We start from the raw sequence: 20,073 nt of genomic DNA, 5'->3' as shown, positions 1-20,073 counted from the left end.
TTTTGGAATGTATGTTGGAATCTTCGGCGATGTGATTTTCTCCGTGGGACACCTGCGTGTGCTCACCCCGTCAAACTTCAAGGGAACGACCGGCGCAAACTGGGCGGAACATGAAGTTCTGGGAGGAAAAGCACGAGCAGAGTATTTATCACCGAAACTGAGAGAGTACACCTTTGATATTCTTCTGGATGCAGCACTCGGCGTGAATCCTCGCAAGATGCTGAACCGTCTGACAGAAATGTCAGAGAACGGAGAGATTCATTACCTGATTATCGGGTTTGCACCGGTATCGCAAAACAAGTTTCGGGTCACTGAAATAAGCGACAGCTGGGATTCGGTGATAAAACACGGGCTTTTGATGCAGTGCAAGGTGAGCCTGACCATAAAGGAGTACATATGATCGACTTCAGCAGCACGGTGGTTGAGCTGTCCGGTGACAGCGAAAAACAAAAAGAAGTGCAGGACATTGCAAAGTGCCTTCGCACACTGTATTCCACACCAATCGGGAGCCAAGAGGGCGACAGAGAACTCGGAATCAATCCAAACATATTTGTCGATAAGCCACTTCCGGTGGCAAAGGGATTATATGTGGCTGAGGTAACAGAGAAAACCGCATCGTTTGAGCCGCGGGCAAGAGTGGTGCGGGTGGACTGGCTGGACAGTGATGTGCTGCATGGCGTTGTAATTCCAAAGGTGGTGTACGAGCTTGTCTAAAATAAAAGAGTTTGAGAACATCCCGGACATCGACATTGAAGGCGAAGAAACGCTGGAAGAAGCTGTGGCCGATTGCAAGGCACTGTTTGGCAAGTACAACAAAGAACTTTTCAACGGTGAGGTATCGTTGGAACGGTGTTCTGAAGCACGGCTTGTCCTTTTGACACTGGCACATCGTTCGCATCACAACATGGAGTACAGCACGGCGTGTCTGAAAGCGGAACTGCTGCCTACGAGCACGGGGCCGAATTTGGACAACCTTGCTCCGCTTGTTGGAGTGGAACGCCTGGAAGCCGGAAAAGCCACGGCGGTTATTCGATTCACACTGTCTGCGCCGAGAACGAGTGCAACCGGAATCCCGGAAGGAACACAGGTGAGAACGGCAGACAAACGGTATTTCAAAACCGAAAAGTATGCGGAGATCTTACCCGGCGAACTGACCGTGGACGTAGTTGCCGTGGCGGATGAGGCAGGAAGCAACAGCGATGGGATTGCCGAAGGCGAAATCAATGTGCTGGTGGATCCTATCCCGTATGTGTCCGGGGCAAAAAGTGTTTCGGCAAGCACGGGCGGTACGGATACGGAAGGTGACGATTCATTTACCAGACGTATCAACTATGCACCTTCGATTTTCTCCGTGGCCGGTCCGGTGGATGCCTATGAATACTTTGCATCGAGCTGGCGGTCCGATGTGGCAGATACGAAGATCGTTTGCAAGGAAGGATACACGATCCACATTTACTTTCTGATGGCCGGAGGCAGAGTTCCGACAAGGGAAGAATGTACCGGAATGCAGGAATATTTCGACACGGTAAAGCGCCCGATGGGTGATCTGGTTCTTTGCCATGCGCCGAAAGAAATCCCGTATGACATCGAGCTTACTTACCATATTGCCTTGAGCAATGTCAAGAATGCATCGACGATTCAGGAAAATGTGGAAGCAGCTGTGAAGGAGTATGAAACCTGGCAGAGAAAAATCGGCCGGGACATCGAACCGGCGGAGCTGATTATGCGTGTACGGGAAGCTGGTGCGAAACGCCCACGTCTGTTGACACCGGTCGAAACAACCGTCTCCGAAATTCAGGTGGCAAAGCTCCGAAGCTGCAAGGTGACATACGGAGGAATCGAAGATGATTGAACTCCACGAAGTCGGCCTAGTCGAAGGGCTACCGCCTGATGTTGCCAAAGAGCCATGGGTACAGATCCTTGATGCAGTTTTCAGGGAGCGGCGCAAGAAGGAATTGGAAGCTGCCGAACGCTTGAAAATCTACACGGATATTGACCGTGCAGATGAGGCGGTTCTGGATATTCTTGCGGTTCAGTTCCGCGTTGACTGGTACGACACCAGCTATCCGATTGAAACAAAGCGAAGGATCATCAAAACTGCGCTGGAAGTCCGTCGGTACTGCGGAACGGAGTGGGCAGTCCAAAAGGCGCTGTCCTCGATTTATCCGAATGTGAAGATAAGTGAATGGTATGACTACGGAGGAAAGCCGGGCTACTGGCGAATGAACGTAGACATTACCGATGATGGTGTCATTTACTACACACCGGAAGAAATTGAAAAGCGCCTTGGTTATGCCCGGCGCTGTACCGCTCACCTTGAGCACATCATCTACATCGTCGAACCGCATGAACGGTCGCCCGCTTATATCGCCGCCGCACCCTGCGGCATGGCGACATCCTGCACCGTAAAGGTCCCCGGTAGGATCAAGCCGCGGGAAATCGGCGCAAAGGCGTATGTTGCCGGTGCGGTCGGAAGATCGAAAATGCAGGTTGCCGTGGCGCTGCCCGGTGCCGTTGAAGCAAAGGCAGTGAAAGCACGAGCCTTTACGGCGGGCACCGTTGAGCGGTCGCACACGGCGATAAACATTGTTATTGGAGGACAGACAACGTGAGTTGGGAAAAATCTAACTACACCGCCGCCGGTGCCGCCCTGCTGTCGGAATCTCTCTCCGGTGGTGCGCTGGTAATCACCCGCGCTGTGAGCGGCACCGGTACGGCTGACGCAGACCTTTCGGAGGAAACCGGGGTAAGCGGCGAAACACATGACCTGAAATTGCTGGACATCGAAACCGTTGAAAGCGGCGGTGAGACGGCTCGGCGGGTAAAAATCCAGATCACCGGTGCAGATGAAACGTACATCATGCATCAGGTGGGCGTTTACGGCAGGCTGAACGACGATGCCGAAACACTCCTGTTTATTATGCAGGATGCACGCGGAGTGGAGGTCCCGTCCACGAAAGTGAACGGCGATTTTGAGATTGAGCTGTCGGCGCTGCTTGCTGTGTCGAACAAGGCCAATATCAGCATTACCGTTGACCCGCAGATGCAGGCTCTCGCAAAGATGGTCAAGGCGGAAGTCGAGAAGCACAATGCCAATGCCGACGCCCATGCGGCGACTATCACGGCAGCGGTCAGCGCAGCCGTGAAGAACCTGTCTGAATCCGGGGAAATCCTGAACGAAGAACAGGTAAAGGCTCTTATCAAGGAACAGGTGGACGGCGGAACAGGCGGCTACTATGGCTCCTACGAACTCACCCTTGCGGCTGACGGGTGGAAGCCCGCCCGCAGCGAGGATGATTACGAAAACGCTGGCGGTATGGATTACTACCAGTGCATTTATGACGCAGAACTGTCGGACAGCACCAGCGAGCTTGTACCCGTTGGCGTTGTATCTCCTGGCAGCTTCTATACTACGACCAAAGCGGGCGTCCTGAACGGGTGCGAAACGCATGATGGTTTCATCAGATTTTTCGCTCAGCGCATCCCGGAAGCAGATATTCAGGCGACCGTAACCCTGTTCGGGAAAGGAGGTGGTTCGGGTGAAACCGGTAGCGTAAGCATCGGTCAGGGCTTGAAGCGCGACGCAAGCGGCGCTATTGCCGTCCGCATCGGCGAAGGTCTTGACTTCGACAGCGCAAACGCGCTGACCGTCCGCAAAGAAACCGTTATGACGAGTGAAGACCTGCTCGACGAGGAAGAAACGCAGCAGGAAATCGTTGATATGCTGAAATAATTTTTAGGAGGACACTATTATGTCTAAGCAGATTTCTACCAAGACCACCATCCGCAACCTGACCGCTGAGATCAAGAAGACTTTCGTCAAGAAGGACGCCTTTACCCCTGTGCAGACCGCAGCCAACGCTGCTATCAAGTCTCTTGGCGTTGACGGCAACACCGTGAACTTCTACACCTCTACCGACAAGAGCGGCACTGCTGCTTTCTCCGTTGACTTCCCCTCTGAGCTGTTCCTCGACCAGACCAAGACCACCTTCGTGGCCAAGTTCAAGTTCGATGCTGCGACCTACCCCGGCGCTACCGACCCCAAGCTGGACGGCAAGCCCGTCATGGTGCTGGCCGTCAAGGGCGAGAATCCTGACTCCTGCACCTACTCTTTCCTGAGCATGGCTGCGCTGGTGGATACCTACAAGGCTAAGGCCGTCGGCAAGGATGCTTCCACCACCGTTACCATCGCTGGCTATGAGGTGGATGTCAAGGTCAATGTTTCCGCTGCTGCGGGCAACGCTCTGACCCTGAAGGACGACGGTCTGTATGTTCCCACCCCTGAGGAAGTGGACATTTCCGGCAAGGCCGATAAGGTCACTGGTGCTACCACCGGCAACCTCGCTGCGCTGGACGGCGAGGGCAACCTGACCGACAGCGGCAAGAAGCCTGCCGACTTTGTGGCCGCCGAGGCTGGCAAGCGCCTGATGACCGATGCCGAGGGCGAAAAGCTGGCCGGTGTCTCTGAGGGTGCCACCAAGACCGCAGCCAGCTCCACCAACGGCAATGTGAACATTGACGGCAAGGAAGTCGTCGTGTACACCGAGCCGGAGAATGTTCTGCACGACGAGGATGTGGAGGACTTCTCCGCAGAGGAGATCGCCGCTCTGCTGGCTGACTAAGACATGAGGAGGTAAGCTCTATGGCAAAAGCGAAGATCAAAACGCTTTTGGGCACAGGGCTTGCCGCGCTTTGCAGCCACATCAAGCAGTGCAACACCGCACTCGGAGACCTTTCCGAAGCAACGGCAAACGGATTCGAGGAAACCGATGACATCCTGCACGAAAAGCAGGATGTCACGGCTGCGGTGTCTTTTACGATTCCGGTCGATGGCTGGGGCGAGGATGATTCCTCCCCCGGCTATTTTTATTGTGACATCCCCATTGCGGGCCTGTTGGCTACCGACATTGTGGATGTTACGGTACTGCCGGAATTTTACGATGTGGCGGGTGCGGTGGGCTTTATTGCGACCGAAAGCCTCGAAGGAAAGCTGCGGCTGAGGGCCGCCAAAGCTCCGACCGAGAAAATTTCTGCACAGTATCACATTACAAGCACCGTGAAATACACGGATGCACAGGAAGGGGGAACCTAAATGGCATACGGTTCTTTTAACGCAGGCCCCGGCAAGGCGCCGGATGAAGATGTTGTCCGCACTGACCAAATCGGCATTCCGGGCGGCATTGCCACGCTGGATGCAGACGGCCACCTGACCGAGAGCCAGCGGTGGGAAGTGGACGGCTACAAAAAGGCCGAGACCGACCAGCGCATCAGCGCAGCCGTGGACGCTCACAACGGTGCGGAGAACGCCCACAGCGACATCCGTGCCAGTGTGGCAGCTATGAACGCCAGCATCAAGGCCATTGAGCTGAAGTTCGGCACGAACGTCACGAAAAACCCGTTTTCTGCCACGTTCGGCAGTCTGGACGGCCTGACCGTGACCGGCGCGTGGAATGCCGAGCAGGCAAGGGTGGAGTTCTGACGATGGCTGAAACGTTCAAGGTCGGCGCGAATGCGCGGGAGCTGCTGCGGTACACCCAGAGGGCAACCCGCATTGTCACCGACGACATCAGCCGGAGCGATGCCCGGAAGATCATCCAGAAAGTCGCGGCGCTCGAAGATGTGCGCGACATCCAGAAGGTGTGCGGCACTGCCGTCCATGCACTCGACACACGGGACAGGGAGGGCTTTTCCAAAAGCACTTTCCGTCTGTACGGTGAGGGCATCCGGCTGACTGCCCGGCAAATCCTGCTGGATGCACACGCGGCGAACAACGTCAATTTCCAGACCGACTACGACAAGCGCGTTGAGAAGATCGGCGCAGTTGTGGACGGCTGCTCTCTGCTGCTGGAATACCTGACCATCTGCACGGAGGAAGGTATCATCAGTGCGAAGAAAGCCGGTATCTGGACAAAGAAGGTCACGGACGTAAAATACCCGGCGATGAAGTGGCTCACGTCGGAACGCGGACGTGCCGAAAAACTCCGGGCAGAAGCGGAACGGAAACGGCTGACCGAACAGGCTGCCGCCCTGAAAGCTGTCCTTTACCCGGAACCGTAAACGCACAGCGGGCAACCGCTTTGCATAAAGGGTGCGGTTTGTTTGTCTGACGCTGCCATTTGGTGGCTGCGCTCTCCGAACACCAACAATAACAACAACGTCTGGAACGTCAACACCGATGGCTCCAACAACAACAACTGGTACAACAACTCCTATGGTGTTCGCCCCGCTCTGATGGAACCGTGTGACGAGTAGGCATAAGCTGAAAGCAGTGCGCCCATCAAAGGAAACCACATCCTGTCGCTTGCCGATGCAGGCAAGTGATAAATACATCCCGCTGAGGTGGGCCATCCCTGCCGGATGCAGCCCACTACCGTAACGCGAACCAGCGGAGGGTCATTTTGACATACGAAGAACTGTGCAGCTTTGAGGTACTTTACAAAGCCTACCTTGAAGCCCGGAAGGGAAAGCGCAGTAAAAGCAAAACAATCGAGTACGAGGCGCAGGCGCTGGCCTGCACGGAAAAGCTCTCCCGTAAGCTGGCTGTCTGCAGTGTGCGGCAGCCAGACGGGAGCATTCGGCAGCAGATACGCTATGTGCCAAGTAAGTTTGAGGTCTTTGCCGTCTACGAGCCGAAGCGCCGCATGGTACACGCCCCCGCATTTGTGGACAAGGTGGTGCTGCACGCTCTGGTCGATAACATCCTGTATGATGCCCTGACAAAGAGCTTTATCCGGGACAGCCACGCCAGCCAGACCGGAAAAGGCACAGACGACGGCCTGATGCGCCTGAAAACCCACATGGTGGACTATTACCGCCGTGAGGGCCACGGCGCGGACGGCTGGGTGCTGAAAGGCGACGTGCGGCATTTCTTCGCCAGCATCGACCACCGGAAGCTAAAACGCAAGCTCAAAGCCGTGCTGGACAAGCGCGGCGTTGACCCGCGTGTCTATGAGCTGCTTTGCATCTACATCGACGTGATGGAGGACGGCTTGCCGCTGGGCTACCAGACGAGCCAGCTTTTCGCCCTCATGTTTTTGGACGAGTTCGACCACATCATCAAAGAAAAGTACCGCATCAAATACTATGGCCGATACATGGATGATTTCTACATCATCTGTTCGGACAAGAAGAAATTGCAGTGCATTCTCCGGGATGTTCGGGCGCTCATGGACAGTTACGGCCTTGAGCTGAACCAGAAAACCGCCATTTTCCCGCTGCGGAACGGTATTGATTTTCTGGGATTCCATAGCTACCTGACCGACACCGGCGCGGTCATCCAAAAGCTGCGCCGGGATAGCTCCAAGCGGATGAAGAACAAGATCAGATATTGGGAGACGGCATACCCCGCAGGCGAAGTGACCAAGCAGGAAATCCTGCGGAGCTTTGATGCGTGGGATGCCCATGCCGCCCATGGTGATACTTACTCTTTACGCCGCAAGTACGCTGACCGGCTCGAAAAATTGCTTGACTGTAAAATCCCTATCCATCGAAAAATCAACTCGAACAAACTCGCGCGTGACAGACGGCGGGCGAGGCAATGCCGCTGCATCTACAAGAAGCAGCACAAAGCCCTGTCCCTCTCTGTATCGCAGAACACGCGGCCTGCGGAGATCATGCCGTGGGCCTGAACGAAAACAAGGAGGTAACAATGGCAAACGTAAAACTGGGCACAAAAGCCGTTGGCAGCATTGTCAAAATCAAGGTCAACGGCGCGTCCAAAGATTTTATTGTCGTGCAGCAGGGCAATCCGAATACCAGCACCTATGATTCGAGTTGCGCCGGAACGTGGCTGCTGATGAAGGACATCTACACAACGTCCACGTTCGGCAACAATAACTCCTACAAGGATTCCAGCATCCACACATACCTGAACGGAACATTCTACAACCTCATCGACAGCAACATCCGGGCGGCTATTAAGCAGGTGAAAATCCCGTACCAGAACGGCACTGGTTCCGGCGGCAGCCTTGCCACCGGCTCCAATGGCCTGAGCACGAAAGTATTCCTGCTGTCTGGTTATGAGGTTGGCTGGACGACCAGCGACAACAGCTATTTCCCCAAGGATGGTGTTCGGCTGGCGTACTTTGGCAACAGCTCTGGCGGCAACAGCAAGCGTGTCGCCTACAACGGCAGCGACGCTGCCGTTTGGTGGCTGCGCTCTCCGTACACCAACTATAGCAACTACGTCTGGTACGTCTACACCGATGGCTCCTACGACAACAACTGGTACAGCGGCTCCTATGGTGTTCGCCCCGCTTTCATTCTTCCCTCTACACTCGTGGTCTCTGACGACGGCACGGTCAGTGTCAACACTGCACCTACCGTCAGCACGGACGGCGCAGCTCTTGGCGAGAAGAACACGGCCTTTGCATGGACGTATACCGTCACCGATGCCGACGGCGACACCCTGACCGTCACCGAAAAACTTGACGGAAAGACCACTAAGACCCGCACCGGTGTTGCCAGCGGCACGGCCCTGACCTTTGAGCAGGTCGCCGATGCCGCAGGGTTCCAGCGCGTCCTGAATGGCAGCCACACCCTGACGGTTGAGGTAAGCGACGGCAAGGAGACCACCAGCGCGTCCGCAACCTTCACCAAGACCGTCCACGCCGCAAGTGTGACGCTGGCTGAACCGTTGGCCGTTGAGGGCGACATTACCGTTGCCGTGCTTCAGGTGACCGGCTCCATCCCCGATGATGCGAAGTTCAAAGCCGAAGTGACCAACAACGCACTCGACAGCTCCCCGGTCTGGCAGGATGCCACGACCGAGGTAAAAAAAGGCGTGAACATCGTCTTTGAGAATAAGACCGCCACCAACGGCGCGGCGTTTAACTTCCGCGTCAGCGTGGAGCGCGGCGAATCCGGCGAGGGCGGCTATATCGAGGCCGTTTCCGGCGCTTTCCAGTAAGGAGGACAGTCACCATGATTCAGTGGAAAAAGGACAATCTGCCCACCCGGCAGGAGAAGGAAGCCGCAGCCAAGAAGCAGCAGGAGCACGAACAGTTGCCCGACCGTGTGGCTGAAATGGAAGATGCCCTGTGCGAACAGGACGCGGCCAACGAGAAGCGCTTGACCGATATCGAAACCGCGCTGTGTGAGCTGGACGCAGCGCTGAACAAGGAATAAGGAGGTATCACCATGAACATTATCTGGGCAAACCGCCTGATTGCAGGCACTAAGACTTGGGCAGAGATGCCCGCATCCCGCCGCGTTGGCGTGAAGAAAGTTCTGGCCGAGCGCGTAAACAAGGGCGAGATCACCGCCGAGGATTACAAGCGCATCACCGGTGACGACTATGACGTGGCCTGAGCTGTGTGAGAAGCTGTTGACCCGGCTTGAAGCGCAGGGCGAGAACATGAGCACCGAGCGTGCAGAGTTCGGGGTGCTCATGGTGGACTGTGCCATGCGCGGGTGCGGGGCTGATCTGGGCATGAAGGGAGATGGTAGCAATGGCGATTAAAGCCTATTCGTATGCGAAGGACGGGAACAGAAAGCTCTCCGCAAATTTTGCGGTGAAGGAGTTCCGCTGCAAGGATGGGAGTGACCCGATCTTTATTGACGATGAGCTTGTGACCCTGCTGCAGAAAATCCGGGATCATTTCGGGAAGTCTGTGACGATCACGAGTGCATACCGTACCGCCGCCCACAACAAGGCGGTGAAGGGGGCGACCTACAGCCAGCATTGTTACGGCAAGGCTGCGGACATCCGGGTGCAGGGCGTGGGTGTTGAAGCTGTGGCTGCCTATGCCGAGACCCTACTGCCGAATCGTGGCGGCATCGGGCGCTATCCTGTAAAGGCGGGCCGCCCTGCTGGTTGGGTACATATCGACACCCGCGCGGCAAAGAGCCGGTGGGTAAGCTGAAAGTAGGAGGAAAACAAAATGGAGAACATTCTGAAAGTTTTTCTGATGGCATTCCCTGAATGGCTGGCCTGCATCTTCATGGTGGTCGGCCTTGTGGTCACGGCGCTGGCGGCGGTACGTCTGGGCTACGGCCTTGTGGTCGCAAAGACTGTGTACAAGTGGATCGTCAACGCAGAGGAAAAGTTCGGTAGTGGCGCAGGCGCAGAAAAGAAAGCCCATGTCATTGCCGTACTGCGTGGGTACACCCCGGACTGGCTGGACTGGGCAATCAATGAGCGGACGCTGGATTGGATCGTGCAGCTCGTGTTCGACTTTACCAAGAAAAAACTTGAAGATTACATGGCGAAGAAATCCACAGAAACCACTACTGTGGCCCGTTTCGGTAAGGCGGGGGAGGACAAGCGTAATGACTGACGAGGAACTGGAACATCGCCTGACAGCGGTCGAAAACCGTGCACAGAGCAACACCCACCGGCTGGACGAGCTGGGGAAGCTGACCGATGCAGTAAACGGCATGAACACCAATATCAAGTTGACCATCCAGCAACTCGAAAACACAAACAAGAGCCTTGAAATTGTAACGGCTCAAAACAAAAAGCAGGACGACCGCCTGACCGCGCTGGAAAAAGCCCCAGGAACATTTGGGAACAAACTTTGGTGGGCTGTGATTGCGGCGCTGGTTTCCGGCCTTGTGGCCTATGAACTGACGATGCTTCTGCACTGAAATGAAAATGCCCCGCTGACATCCGGATGGATTGCTGGCGGGGCATTTTTTGTTTGTCTGGAAGTTTTGCACAAAGGAAATGTGCAAAGTGTGGAAAAATTGCGAATTGACAACGGTATACCGTATAATTTACGCTTGAAACGAAAATAAACGCCATAGTCGAAAGGAGGAAAACGGCGTGCGAGTGTTCAAACAGCTTACGCTTACAGACCGAATCCGTATTGAAAAGTGGTTGAAAGATGGGCTGAGAGTAAAGGAAATCGCAGACAGGTTGCGGGTTGACCCGTCCACGGTGTACCGGGAACTGAAACGCGGCAGCTACGACAAGTTGGACGGTAAGACGTGGAAGCTGATTCCTACATATAGCCCGGATATTGCAGAACAAAGGTATCAGGCACATCTTCGGGAGAAGGGACCAAACCTTAAGATTGGCAAGGATCATGAGCTTGCAAGCTATATCGAGCAGACCATTATAGATAAGGACTGTTCACCGGCTGCTGTGTACGGTTATGCCTTGGAAGAAGGACGAACATTCAAAACGCATATATCTGTGCCTACCATATACAGCTACATCAAAAAGGGCGTGTTCCTGAACTTGACGCAAAAGGCTCTGCCCAGACATGGAGTGCATAAGGGCGACTATAAAAAGGTGAAAACAAAGGATCCTGCTCGTGCGCCTGCCGGTGAGAGCATCGAAAAACGCCCGGCGGAAGTAAAAGACCGTGAAGAATTTGGACACTGGGAAATGGACACGGTATATTCTGGCAAGAAGAAAAGCACGGTTGCGCTGCTGGTGCTGACTGAGCGCAAGACCCGGAACGAAAATATTATAGTGGTGCCAGATCGCCGCGCAGAGACGACCGTGCGGGCAATCAATGCACTGGAACGGAAGTTGGGTGCAGAGAAGTTTGGCATTATCTATAAGAGCATCACAGTGGACAACGGCAGTGAGTTTGCATTGGCCGACCAGCTGGAACAGTCCTGCATCACCGGAGATAAGCGGACGAAGGTGTACTATTGTCATCCGTATTCTTCTTGGGAACGCGGGAGCAATGAGAATGTGAACGGCATGATTCGCCGCAGGCACCCGAAAGGCACAGACTTCTCAAAGGTCACGGCAGAGGAAATCGCGGCTACGGAGAACTGGATCAACAGCTATCCCAGAAAAATTTTCGGCTATAAGAGCGCCGGCACAATGTTCCGCGAATGCCTACGGGAGCTTGGTCTGACAGCATAAGCGACACGAAAGCAGAAAACCGTTGGTAAAATCGAACAATAGAGGGCGGCTGCAAGCGGAGAAAACTTGACGGCCTGTTTGCTTTACGCTAAAATCCACAAAAATAAGGCCGAAAATTTGTTGCATTTAATGCTTTACTTTTCAAAAACGGATTTTTTTGTAAAAAACACTTGCAAAGAGAGAATTCTTGTGGTAAAATAATTGAGCTGTGATTGTGCTGCTATAGCTCAGTTGGTAGAGCGCATCCTTGGTAAGGATGAGGTCTCCAGTTCGAATCTGGATAGCAGCTCCAGCTCAAACCGCCTTGATGGGAAACCGTCAGGGCGGTTTTTTGCATCCATCGCTCTGCCGTCTGCAGCAGCGCAAGCCTGGCAGCCCCAGTCAGGGGAGCTGGCGCGGAGCGCCTGAGAGGCCCATCAAACAACAAAGCCGCAGGCCTGTTGAGGGCTTGCGGCTTTGCTGTTATGGGAAAGAGGTAAAAGTGTCTGTAAAATGTCGGTTTAAATCAGAAGTCGACCTCAGTGTCGTAGTAGCAGCACTTGAGCAGCTTCTCCATCTCCTCCTGACTGGGCTGGCGGGGGTTGGAGCCGGTGCAGGCATCGCCGATAGCGTTCTTTGCGATCTCGGGCAGACGCTCCAGGAACACTTCCTCGGGAACAAAGCCCTGCTCGGTGGGGTAGGAATCGGGGCCGTAGTTCTTGATGCAGTGGGGGATGTTCAGCGCATCGTTCATGCCGCGCAGGTACTCGATGAGCAGCTTGACCTTCTCGTCGTCGTTGGAACCGCCCAGCTTCATCTCGTCAGCGATGACACCATAGCGCTTCTTGGCCTCGGGGTCCTTGGCGTTGAAGGCGATGACCTTGGGCAGATACATGGCGTTGGCAGCACCGTGGATGATGTGTGCGCCGTAGTCGGCAAAGGCAGCACCGGTCTTGTGTGCCATGGAGTGGACGATGCCCAGCAGCGCATTGGAGAATGCCATACCGGCCAGGCACTGTGCGTTGTGCATGGAATCACGCTTGGACATATCGCCATTATAGCTGTCCACCAGATCGCCCTGGATCATCCGGATGGCGAAGATGGCCAGCGGGTCGGTGTAGTCGCAGTGGGCGGTGGAAACATAAGCCTCGATGGCGTGGGTCATTGCATCCATACCGGTGTGGGCAACCAGCTTCTTGGGCATGGTCTCGGCCAGATCGGGATCGACGATGGCGACATCGGGGGTGATCTCAAAGTCAGCGATGGGGTACTTGATGCCCTTCTGATAATCGGTGATGATGGAGAAGGCAGTCACCTCAGTGGCGGTGCCGGAGGTGGAAGAGATGGCGCAGAAGTGGGCCTTGCGGCGGAGCGGCGGAATGCCGAACACCTTGCACATCTCCTCAAAGGTGATCTCAGGGTACTCGTACTTGATCCACATGGCCTTTGCGGCATCAATGGGGGAGCCGCCGCCCATGGCAATGATCCAGTCGGGCTCAAACTTCAGCATGGCCTCTGCGCCGCGCATGACGGTCTCAACAGAGGGATCGGGCTCGATGCCCTCAAACAGCTCCACTTCCATGCCGGCTTCCTTCAGGTAGCCAACAGCGCGGTCAAGGAAGCCGAACCGCTTCATGGAGCCGCCGCCGACACAGATCATGGCCTTTTTGCCGGTAAAGGACTTCAGGGCTTCCAGAGCACCCTTGCCGTGGTACAGATCGCGGGGAAGAGTAAAACGAGCCATAGGAAATACCTCCGATTCAATCAAAACTCTCTGGTCTGTGAATGTTTGACACAAAAATAACCAACTCTCTTACACAAAGTGTACTGCAAACCATCCAAAAGTTCAATTGCCGGAATGTGGAAAAATCAGACCCAATTTTGGGCATTTCGCTGGAAAGAGAGGGCTTCCCGGCCGGAGAAACCGGGAAAATGGCAAACAAAAAACCACCTGAAGCTCTAAGACTTCAAGTGGTTTTTCAATGGAGCTGCTATCCAGATTCGAACTGGAGACCTCATCCTTACCAAGGATGCGCTCTACCAACTGAGCTATAGCAGCAAATGGCGACCCGGATCGGGCTCGAACCGACGACCCCCAGCGTGACAGGCTGGTGCTCTAACCAACTGAGCTACCGGGCCATGATCGCTCAAGTTCGTGCGGCGTTTACCGCCGGAACGTGCCCTATTATACCGGAAGATGGGCGGCTTGTCAAGCGGAAAAAACAAAAAAGCCGCAAAAAAGATGAAAAAGGCGGACTTCCTCAGTTTGCTCACTGCATTCGCAGCCAGCTCCTTCCATGAGGGAGCCTCTTTGCAGGGGCACAAAGGCCCCATCCCAGAGGGGGCTGGCATCGCGCAGCGATGACTGGGGGAGTATGTCTGCGCAAGAACAAAACCTCCGGAGCGGCTGCTCCGGAGGTTTGTGGCAGGGGTAGTAAGTCTCGAACTCACGGCACGCGGTTTTGGAGACCGCTGCTCTACCAACTGAGCTATACCCCTAAATCTATGCTGCATTCGCTGAATGCCTGCTTATTATATAAGATTCGGCGCAAAATGTCAAGCATAAATTTTCAGATCTTGGTGTTGCAGCCGCAGCAGCCGTCCTTGGCGGCGGGCAGGCTCTGGGCCAGCTGCTCCAGAGTGACGCTGTCGATGTACTGGTTGATGACCTCGTCCAGCCCGGCCCAGAACGGCAGGGTGAAGCACTGTTCGGACATGGGGCACTCGTTGGTCTCGCTGCCAAGGCAGGGGATGGGGGCCACGCTGCCCTCAATGGCGCGCAGGATCTCACCGGCGGTGTAGTCGGCGGGGGCCTTGGTCAGCCGGTAGCCGCCCTGGCTACCGCGCTCGCTTTTCACAAGCCCCACCCGGGCCAGTGGGGTGACGATCTGTTCCAGATATTTCAGGCTCAGGTTCTGCCGCTCGCTGATCTCTTTCAGGGAGACGGTGGTGCCCGGTGCGTAGCGGGCCAGCTCGGCCATCAGCCGCAGGGCGTAGCGGCTCTTTGTGGAAAATTTCATGGTCTACTCTCCTTGTTTCTCCCCTTAGTATACCACGCGGTGCAGGTTTTGCAAAGCGAAAACGCCGGTTTCTCTTGCCGAAACAAAAAACGTCTGTTATCATATAATGGAGAAATTATCGGAACTTGGAGATGAGACAATGGTAGAGAAGATCACCCCGGCCGAAGCCATCCGCCTGCTGGATGCAGGCAAAGCGCAGGCCGTGGATGTCCGGGAGCCGGACGAATTTGCTGTGGGGCATATCCCCGGCGCAAAGCTGCTGCCCCTGGGTGACGTGCTGACCCGTGCGGAGGAGGTCATGCCGGACAAAAATGCCCAGTGGCTGATCTACTGCCGCACCGGCCGCCGCAGTGCCGATGCCGCACAGAAGCTGGAAGCGCAGGGCTACACCGGCCTGCGTGATCTCGGCGGCATCCTGAGCTGGCCGTATGAGATCGAGGGCGATTTTGAGGGGCATTTTTAAAGGAAACTCCCCCAGTCTGCTTCGCAGACAGCCCCCTCTGAGATGGGGCCTGTCCGTGCGGTAAGCCTCCCTCCTAGAGGGAGGTGGCAGCGCACAGCGATGACGGAGGGAGTTTTGTGCAAAAGAAAGGATGTGCACTTATGGCGTTCGACCCGAAAAAGTTTGCCGGAGCCCATTGCGGCTGCCGGTATCAGCAGGACTACCGCCCCACGCTGGGCCGGGACGGCAAAAAGGAATCCGGTACGCTGGAGGTCATCAAATTCTATTATGATGGTGCCATCCGCTTTGAGCAGCACTGCTACGGCGAGGCGGCGACCTTTGTGTTCGGCGTGTGGGCTTCCGGCATGGATGCCGACGGCACCCTCCACTGGGCCCTGCCGGATAAGCGCAAGAGCTATTATGATGAGGAGTACCTGCCCAAAAAGCTGGACCGGGTGGACGAAGCGGGCAATCTGTACTTCGATGGCGGCACCTTCCCCTGGAAGCTGGCCGATGATTTTGCCGAAGATCGGCGCTGGGGCTACCCCAAATGGAAGGTGGTTCTGGGGAAGCTGGCCGGAAAAGGGCGCTGAATCTGCCCGGATTGTTACGGATTGATGAATTTCCAGTATTCCTATTGACATGCTAGGGAATGATATGGTATAACATTCCCGTTAAAAGGTATCATAGGCCCGGACGTTCGGTCCGGAAATGCAAAAACGATTTGTCGTTTGCCAGAAAGGATCAATCCCATGGAAACTATGGAGAAAGTGGTTTATCTCGACAATGCTGCCACGACTGCCTGTGCCCCGGAGGTGCTGGCAGTGATGACCCAGGCCCTGAGCGGTGCCTGCGGCAACCCCAGCAGCCATTACAGCGTTGGCTATGAGGCCAAAGAGTTTGTGGACACCGGCCGCGCCCAGGTGGCAAAGGCCATCAACGCATCTCCGGCGGAGATCTTCTTTACCGGCTGCGGCTCCGAGGCCGACAACTGGGCCGTGAAGGGCACTGCCTTCACCAAGGCCCGCCAGAACAAGAAGCACCTCATCACCAGCGCCTTTGAGCACCACGCCATCATGCACAGCATGGCTGCTCTGGAGCGCATGGGCTTTGAAGTCACTTATATCAAGCCCACCCCGGAAGGTTATATCCGCCCGGAGGATGTGGAGGCGGCCATCCGTCCCGATACCGCGCTGGTCAGCATTATGATGGCCAACAACGAGATCGGCACCATCCAGCCCATCAAGGAAATTGCGGAGATCGCCCACAAGCACGGCGTGTGGATGCACACCGATGCGGTGCAGGCCGTTGGCACTATTCCTGTGGATGTCAAGGAGCTGGGCGTGGATATGCTGTCCATGAGCGCCCACAAGTTCAATGGCCCCAAGGGCATGGGCGCACTGTACTGCCGCAAGGGCATCTGGCCCCAGAACCTGATCGACGGCGGCAGCCAGGAGGCCCGCCACCGCGCCGGCACCGAGAACGTGGCCGGTATCGCCGGTATGGGCAAGGCACTGGAGATGGCCGTCGCCCACCTGGACGAGCGGATGGCCCACGAGAAAGAGCTGCGTGATTACGTCATTGACCGCGTGCTCAAGAACATCCCGGAGGCCCGCCTGAACGGCGGCCTGGAGCACCGCCTGCCCGGCAATGCGAACATCAGCTTCCCGGGCCTGGAGGGCGAGACCATTCTGCTGGACCTGGATATGCACCACATCTGCGCATCCACTGGTTCGGCCTGCAACTCCGACAGCCTGGACCCCAGCCATGTTCTGCTGAGCATCGGCGTGCCGGAGGAGATCGGCCACGGTTCCATGCGGTTCACCTTTGGCCCGCAGAATACCATGGAGGAAGCAAAATATCTGTGTGACGTGCTGGAGGAGGTCATTCCCCGCCGCCGTGCTATGAGTTGTATGTGGCTGCAGGGCCAGAACACCGCCCGCCAGTTCAGCCTGAAGGGAGAAAACTAAGATGGCAAGTATGTATAGCGCAAAGGTCATGGAGCATTTCGCAAACCCGCACAATGTCGGCGAAATCCCCGATGCAAACGGCGTGGGTGAAGTCGGCAACCCCAAGTGCGGCGATATCATGCGCATGTACCTGAAGATCGAAAACAACGTGATCGTTGATGTCAAGTTCCTGACCTTTGGCTGCGGTGCCGCCATTGCCACCAGCAGCATGGCCACCGACCTCATCAAGGGCAAGACCATTGACGAGGCCCTGAAGCTGACCAACAAGGCCGTTGTGGAAGCTCTGGAGGGTCTGCCCCCCATCAAGGTGCACTGCTCCGTTCTGGCAGAGCAGGCCGTGAAGGCTGCCCTGTCTGACTACTACCGCCGTCAGGGCATTGATCCGGAACCCATTGTGGGCAAGCTGGAAGAAGACTGTGACCATTGCAGCGGTGAGAGCTGCAAGGTCTGAGCAGGATCCGCAGAATCATAAAAAGGGGTGGTTCCCGGTAGCAGAGTTCCCATAAAACAGTATTTGCAAAAGCTCCCGAAATGGGGAAGATTTGGCGTGACTTCGGTCACGCCTTTTCTTTTGCTTCCAGTTCATCCAGAGGGATATACCCCAGCCCATCATACTTAATATGGATGTGCTGCACCCGCTTTCCGCTGGACTTATCCGGGGCATCCACATAGATGGCCGACACCAGTTCACGGAGAGCATAAGGGGTGAGTTCTTCAATATGAACGTACTTGTGCGCTTTCTGGACGAACTTCTCAATATTCTCGATCTGCTGTTCCTGTACTTCGATTTCCTGCTGGATAGAGAGGGCTTCCTCTTCCAGATGCTTCTGTTCGGCATCGTAGCTCTGGCTCATCATGTCAAAGCGTTCATCGCTCAGCTTTCCGCTGGCGTTATCCTCGTAGATTTTCATGAACAGCCGTTTGAGGTCTGCAATCCGCTTCTCATTCCGGGCAAGCTGCTTCTTCAGGACGGTCAGCTTTTCGGTGCTTTCCACCCGAAGCTGCTCCTCCATGACCTTGCGGAAGTAGTCTTCATGACGGAGAATGTAGTCCGTCACCCGCTGAACATGACTCAGTACACGTCCTTCCAGAACCTTTACCCGGAAGAAGTGTCCCTTGCACTTGCTCCCGTTCTTCTTGTGCAGAGAGCAATCAAAGAAGTCTTGACTGAAGTCCCTGTTGTTGGACGAACCATATTGCATCTTAGAACCGCAGTCAGCGCAGTAGACCATACCGGAGAAAATGCTGCTCTTGCCTGTCCGGGTCATGCGGTGACGCTGGTTACGAATCTCCTGAACCTTTTCAAACACATCATCGTCAATAATGCGCTCATGTGTATCTAGGAAGATAGCCTGATTTTCCACAGGATTCAGATGTCTCTTTTTATCCCAGATAGAGTTAGTATAGGTCTTGAAGTTGACTGTGCAGCCAGTGTACTCCCGGCGTTCCAGAATCAAACTTACTGCTCTTTTATCCCAGCGGTAAGGGTCTTCCGGGGCAGGTGCGTTTGTACTCCGGCCATGGCTCAACTTGTAGGCGGTAGGAGTCAGAACTTTATCTGCCCACAGTTGGTTCGCAATTTGGGTCGGCCCACGTCCCTCCATGCACATGGAGAAGATGCGCTTCACAATCGCAGCCGCTTCCGGGTCAACAAGCCAATGCTTCGGGTTCTCCGGGTCTTTCACATAGCCGTAGGGGACATTGACCGTCAGCGGTACTCCACGCTCTCCCTTGGCCTTCTGGACAGCCCGAATCTTGCGGCTGGTATCGCGGGCGTAAAACTCGTTGAACCAGTTCTTAATGCCCGCAAAATCGTTGTTTACGCTGTTCGGGTCAATGGTGTCGTAATTGTCGTTAATGGCAATGTAGCGAACGCCATACTGGGGAAAGGTGAAGTTTGTGTACAGACCCGTCAAGGCAGAGTTGCGCCCCAGTCGGGACAGGTCTTTTGTGATAACGATTCCTACACGCCCTGCTTCGATCTCGACCAGCATACTCTGAAAGCCGGGGCGGTCATAGTTCGTGCCAGAATAGCCATCATCAACAAAGAACACCGGGTTCGAGAAGTGGTTCTTTTTAGCATAGTCCAAAAGGATATCCTTCTGGTTCTCGATAGAAAGGCTTTCGCCGAGTCGCTCGTCCTCCTGCGACAGTCGGCAGTAAAGTGCGGTGATTTTATTCGTTGCTCCAGACATTGTTGGGTCCTCCTTATTCTGTGGAGCAACTGTCAGTACAGGATTGGTTACCGGGTCAAGTATAGCAGAATTGGGCGCAGTTGTCATTCGTCTGCACCCTCATCTTCAAATTTTTGCTGGGCGTTCTTGGCAACAATGCGCTCCAGCTTCTTCAAAAAGGACTCCTTGCCCTCATAGCTGCCGGTCACGGTATAGGTGGTGTGACCGACTTTCTCCGTGGTAGTCAGTTCTGGAATCCAGAAGGCGGACAGGTTCTTGACATGGAGATTGCCGTTCTCATCTACATAGGAGCCGTGCTTCTTCTGCTCTTCGGTCAAGGGCTGCCGCTTGAAATAGATTTCATTTTCGGAGATGCTCACGGTTTCGCTGGCCTGCTCCTTCGGGGTATCGTCATACAGCTGGGCGAAAAATGCCAGTGCATCTTCGGGTGAGTCTTCCTCCATGAGCTGCTCGAAAATCCGCTGTTCCTCTGCCGAGAGGTTATTCCATGCGGCTTCCAACTCCTGCTCGTTGGCTGCGTTGACAAAGGCTTCGATCTCTTTTTTCATGGTGCATCCTCCTTTGGCTGCGAAAAGCGTTTTTTCAAAAAGTATGGGTTTTCGTGAGAGCAAGAATCGTCCCGTGGCCACAAATTTTCAATTCT

The 20,073-nt window shown here is 55.1% G+C and carries 27 protein-coding genes and 4 tRNA genes; 24 read left to right on the top strand and 7 right to left on the bottom strand.

Translation table 11 applies throughout. From position 1 onward, the window contains the following. Window positions 1-7: 7 nt before the first annotated feature. The 20 genes from MTP42_RS13155 to MTP42_RS13060 all read left to right on the top strand — a co-directional run bounded on the left by MTP42_RS13155 (window position 8) and on the right by MTP42_RS13060 (window position 12,116). The gene (locus MTP42_RS13155) at window positions 8-400 is read left to right on the top strand and encodes a phage tail protein (protein WP_112148811.1); all 393 of its coding nucleotides are present in this window, start codon (window positions 8-10) and stop codon (window positions 398-400) included. Beyond that, window positions 397-714, top strand: a complete 318-nt coding sequence (locus MTP42_RS13150; protein WP_112148812.1) for a hypothetical protein — start codon at window positions 397-399, stop codon at window positions 712-714. Before MTP42_RS13155 ends, MTP42_RS13150 begins: the two co-directional genes overlap by 4 nt. Beyond that, window positions 707-1,852 carry a baseplate J/gp47 family protein gene (locus MTP42_RS13145; RefSeq protein ID WP_249257496.1) on the top strand — a complete coding sequence of 382 codons (1,146 nt, stop codon included), beginning with the start codon at window positions 707-709 and terminating at the stop codon, window positions 1,850-1,852. The genes MTP42_RS13150 and MTP42_RS13145 overlap by 8 nt, the downstream gene beginning before the upstream one ends. After that, window positions 1,845-2,612: a phage tail protein I gene (locus tag MTP42_RS13140; protein WP_249257495.1), complete on the top strand. Its 768-nt coding sequence runs from the start codon at window positions 1,845-1,847 to the stop codon at window positions 2,610-2,612. The genes MTP42_RS13145 and MTP42_RS13140 overlap by 8 nt, the downstream gene beginning before the upstream one ends. Then, window positions 2,609-3,733 (top strand): hypothetical protein, encoded by a 1,125-nt coding sequence (locus MTP42_RS13135; RefSeq protein WP_249257494.1) that lies wholly within the window; start codon window positions 2,609-2,611, stop codon window positions 3,731-3,733. Before MTP42_RS13140 ends, MTP42_RS13135 begins: the two co-directional genes overlap by 4 nt. Window positions 3,734-3,752: 19 nt before the next feature. Next, window positions 3,753-4,622, top strand: coding sequence for a hypothetical protein (locus MTP42_RS13130; protein ID WP_149794246.1), 870 nt, complete (start codon window positions 3,753-3,755; stop codon window positions 4,620-4,622). Between the two features lie 20 nt (window positions 4,623-4,642). Then, window positions 4,643-5,092, top strand: coding sequence for a hypothetical protein (locus tag MTP42_RS13125; RefSeq protein ID WP_097777981.1), 450 nt, complete (start codon window positions 4,643-4,645; stop codon window positions 5,090-5,092). Beyond that, on the top strand, window positions 5,093-5,479 hold the full coding sequence (locus tag MTP42_RS13120) for a hypothetical protein (RefSeq protein ID WP_015564793.1): 387 nt from the start codon (window positions 5,093-5,095) through the stop codon (window positions 5,477-5,479). A 2-nt stretch (window positions 5,480-5,481) separates the two neighbouring features. Beyond that, entirely contained in the window at window positions 5,482-6,057 is a 576-nt protein-coding gene (locus MTP42_RS13115; RefSeq protein ID WP_005940872.1) for a hypothetical protein, read from the top strand. 42 nt (window positions 6,058-6,099) lie between these two features. Beyond that, on the top strand, window positions 6,100-6,252 hold the full coding sequence (locus MTP42_RS13110; protein WP_005940875.1) for a DUF6273 domain-containing protein: 153 nt from the start codon (window positions 6,100-6,102) through the stop codon (window positions 6,250-6,252). Window positions 6,253-6,398: 146 nt separating this feature from the next. Further along, the gene (locus MTP42_RS13105) at window positions 6,399-7,628 is read left to right on the top strand and encodes a reverse transcriptase/maturase family protein (protein ID WP_249257493.1); all 1,230 of its coding nucleotides are present in this window, start codon (window positions 6,399-6,401) and stop codon (window positions 7,626-7,628) included. Between the two features lie 20 nt (window positions 7,629-7,648). Next, window positions 7,649-8,908 carry a DUF6273 domain-containing protein gene (locus MTP42_RS13100; protein ID WP_249257492.1) on the top strand — a complete coding sequence of 420 codons (1,260 nt, stop codon included), beginning with the start codon at window positions 7,649-7,651 and terminating at the stop codon, window positions 8,906-8,908. A gap of 14 nt (window positions 8,909-8,922) precedes the next feature. Next, entirely contained in the window at window positions 8,923-9,126 is a 204-nt protein-coding gene (locus MTP42_RS13095; RefSeq protein WP_015564795.1) for a hypothetical protein, read from the top strand. A gap of 12 nt (window positions 9,127-9,138) precedes the next feature. Next, entirely contained in the window at window positions 9,139-9,309 is a 171-nt protein-coding gene (locus MTP42_RS13090; RefSeq protein ID WP_097782167.1) for an XkdX family protein, read from the top strand. Continuing rightward, window positions 9,296-9,460 (top strand): hypothetical protein, encoded by a 165-nt coding sequence (locus MTP42_RS13085; RefSeq protein WP_249257491.1) that lies wholly within the window; start codon window positions 9,296-9,298, stop codon window positions 9,458-9,460. The genes MTP42_RS13090 and MTP42_RS13085 overlap by 14 nt, the downstream gene beginning before the upstream one ends. Then, on the top strand, window positions 9,450-9,863 hold the full coding sequence (locus tag MTP42_RS13080; protein ID WP_112148821.1) for a YcbK family protein: 414 nt from the start codon (window positions 9,450-9,452) through the stop codon (window positions 9,861-9,863). The genes MTP42_RS13085 and MTP42_RS13080 overlap by 11 nt, the downstream gene beginning before the upstream one ends. Before the next feature lie 18 nt (window positions 9,864-9,881). Further along, on the top strand, window positions 9,882-10,277 hold the full coding sequence (locus tag MTP42_RS13075; RefSeq protein ID WP_223388720.1) for a hypothetical protein: 396 nt from the start codon (window positions 9,882-9,884) through the stop codon (window positions 10,275-10,277). Beyond that, window positions 10,270-10,587, top strand: coding sequence for a hypothetical protein (locus tag MTP42_RS13070; RefSeq protein WP_005940900.1), 318 nt, complete (start codon window positions 10,270-10,272; stop codon window positions 10,585-10,587). The genes MTP42_RS13075 and MTP42_RS13070 overlap by 8 nt, the downstream gene beginning before the upstream one ends. Before the next feature lie 178 nt (window positions 10,588-10,765). Further along, window positions 10,766-11,824, top strand: a complete 1,059-nt coding sequence (locus MTP42_RS13065; protein ID WP_112148824.1) for an IS30 family transposase — start codon at window positions 10,766-10,768, stop codon at window positions 11,822-11,824. A 216-nt stretch (window positions 11,825-12,040) separates the two neighbouring features. After that, a tRNA-Thr gene (locus MTP42_RS13060) sits at window positions 12,041-12,116 on the top strand. Window positions 12,117-12,329: 213 nt separating this feature from the next. On the opposite strand, the gene MTP42_RS13055 is transcribed toward MTP42_RS13060, so the two are convergent. The 5 genes from MTP42_RS13055 to MTP42_RS13035 all read right to left on the bottom strand — a co-directional run bounded on the left by MTP42_RS13055 (window position 12,330) and on the right by MTP42_RS13035 (window position 14,823). Beyond that, window positions 12,330-13,547 carry an iron-containing alcohol dehydrogenase gene (locus tag MTP42_RS13055; protein WP_097771321.1) on the bottom strand — a complete coding sequence of 406 codons (1,218 nt, stop codon included), beginning with the start codon at window positions 13,545-13,547 and terminating at the stop codon, window positions 12,330-12,332. Window positions 13,548-13,786: 239 nt separating this feature from the next. After that, window positions 13,787-13,862: transfer RNA gene (locus tag MTP42_RS13050), tRNA-Thr, on the bottom strand. A 3-nt stretch (window positions 13,863-13,865) separates the two neighbouring features. Continuing rightward, window positions 13,866-13,942: transfer RNA gene (locus MTP42_RS13045), tRNA-Asp, on the bottom strand. A gap of 284 nt (window positions 13,943-14,226) precedes the next feature. Next, window positions 14,227-14,302 (bottom strand) — tRNA-Trp (locus MTP42_RS13040). Between the two features lie 71 nt (window positions 14,303-14,373). Next, window positions 14,374-14,823 carry an RrF2 family transcriptional regulator gene (locus MTP42_RS13035; RefSeq protein WP_097771320.1) on the bottom strand — a complete coding sequence of 150 codons (450 nt, stop codon included), beginning with the start codon at window positions 14,821-14,823 and terminating at the stop codon, window positions 14,374-14,376. Window positions 14,824-14,962: 139 nt separating this feature from the next. Between MTP42_RS13035 and MTP42_RS13030 the strand changes: the two genes are divergently transcribed. The 4 genes from MTP42_RS13030 (at window position 14,963) to nifU (ending at window position 17,686) form a co-directional block, all read left to right on the top strand. Continuing rightward, window positions 14,963-15,286, top strand: coding sequence for a rhodanese-like domain-containing protein (locus tag MTP42_RS13030; RefSeq protein WP_005934523.1), 324 nt, complete (start codon window positions 14,963-14,965; stop codon window positions 15,284-15,286). A 140-nt stretch (window positions 15,287-15,426) separates the two neighbouring features. After that, window positions 15,427-15,858 carry a hypothetical protein gene (locus MTP42_RS13025; protein ID WP_154277147.1) on the top strand — a complete coding sequence of 144 codons (432 nt, stop codon included), beginning with the start codon at window positions 15,427-15,429 and terminating at the stop codon, window positions 15,856-15,858. Between the two features lie 159 nt (window positions 15,859-16,017). Beyond that, entirely contained in the window at window positions 16,018-17,235 is a 1,218-nt protein-coding gene (locus tag MTP42_RS13020; RefSeq protein ID WP_156058579.1) for a cysteine desulfurase family protein, read from the top strand. 1 nt (window position 17,236) lies between these two features. Further along, a complete protein-coding gene (gene nifU / locus MTP42_RS13015) occupies window positions 17,237-17,686 on the top strand; it encodes a Fe-S cluster assembly scaffold protein NifU (RefSeq protein ID WP_005934520.1) in 450 nt (149 codons plus the stop codon). Between the two features lie 106 nt (window positions 17,687-17,792). Here nifU and MTP42_RS13010 read toward each other — a convergent pair whose 3' ends face one another. Together MTP42_RS13010 and MTP42_RS13005 are read right to left on the bottom strand one after the other, a co-directional pair. Next, window positions 17,793-19,517, bottom strand: coding sequence for a recombinase family protein (locus tag MTP42_RS13010; protein WP_442899440.1), 1,725 nt, complete (start codon window positions 19,515-19,517; stop codon window positions 17,793-17,795). Next, the gene (locus tag MTP42_RS13005; protein WP_005922204.1) at window positions 19,514-19,978 is read right to left on the bottom strand and encodes a hypothetical protein; all 465 of its coding nucleotides are present in this window, start codon (window positions 19,976-19,978) and stop codon (window positions 19,514-19,516) included. Before MTP42_RS13005 ends, MTP42_RS13010 begins: the two co-directional genes overlap by 4 nt. Window positions 19,979-20,073: the final 95 nt, after the last annotated feature.

Origin of the sequence: Faecalibacterium sp. I2-3-92 (assembly GCF_023347315.1) — a bacterium.
GTDB classification, from domain to species: Bacteria; Bacillota; Clostridia; order Oscillospirales; family Ruminococcaceae; genus Faecalibacterium; species Faecalibacterium duncaniae.
Note: the sequence above shows the minus strand (reverse complement) of the source record. Positions and strands in the feature narration are given on the sequence as shown.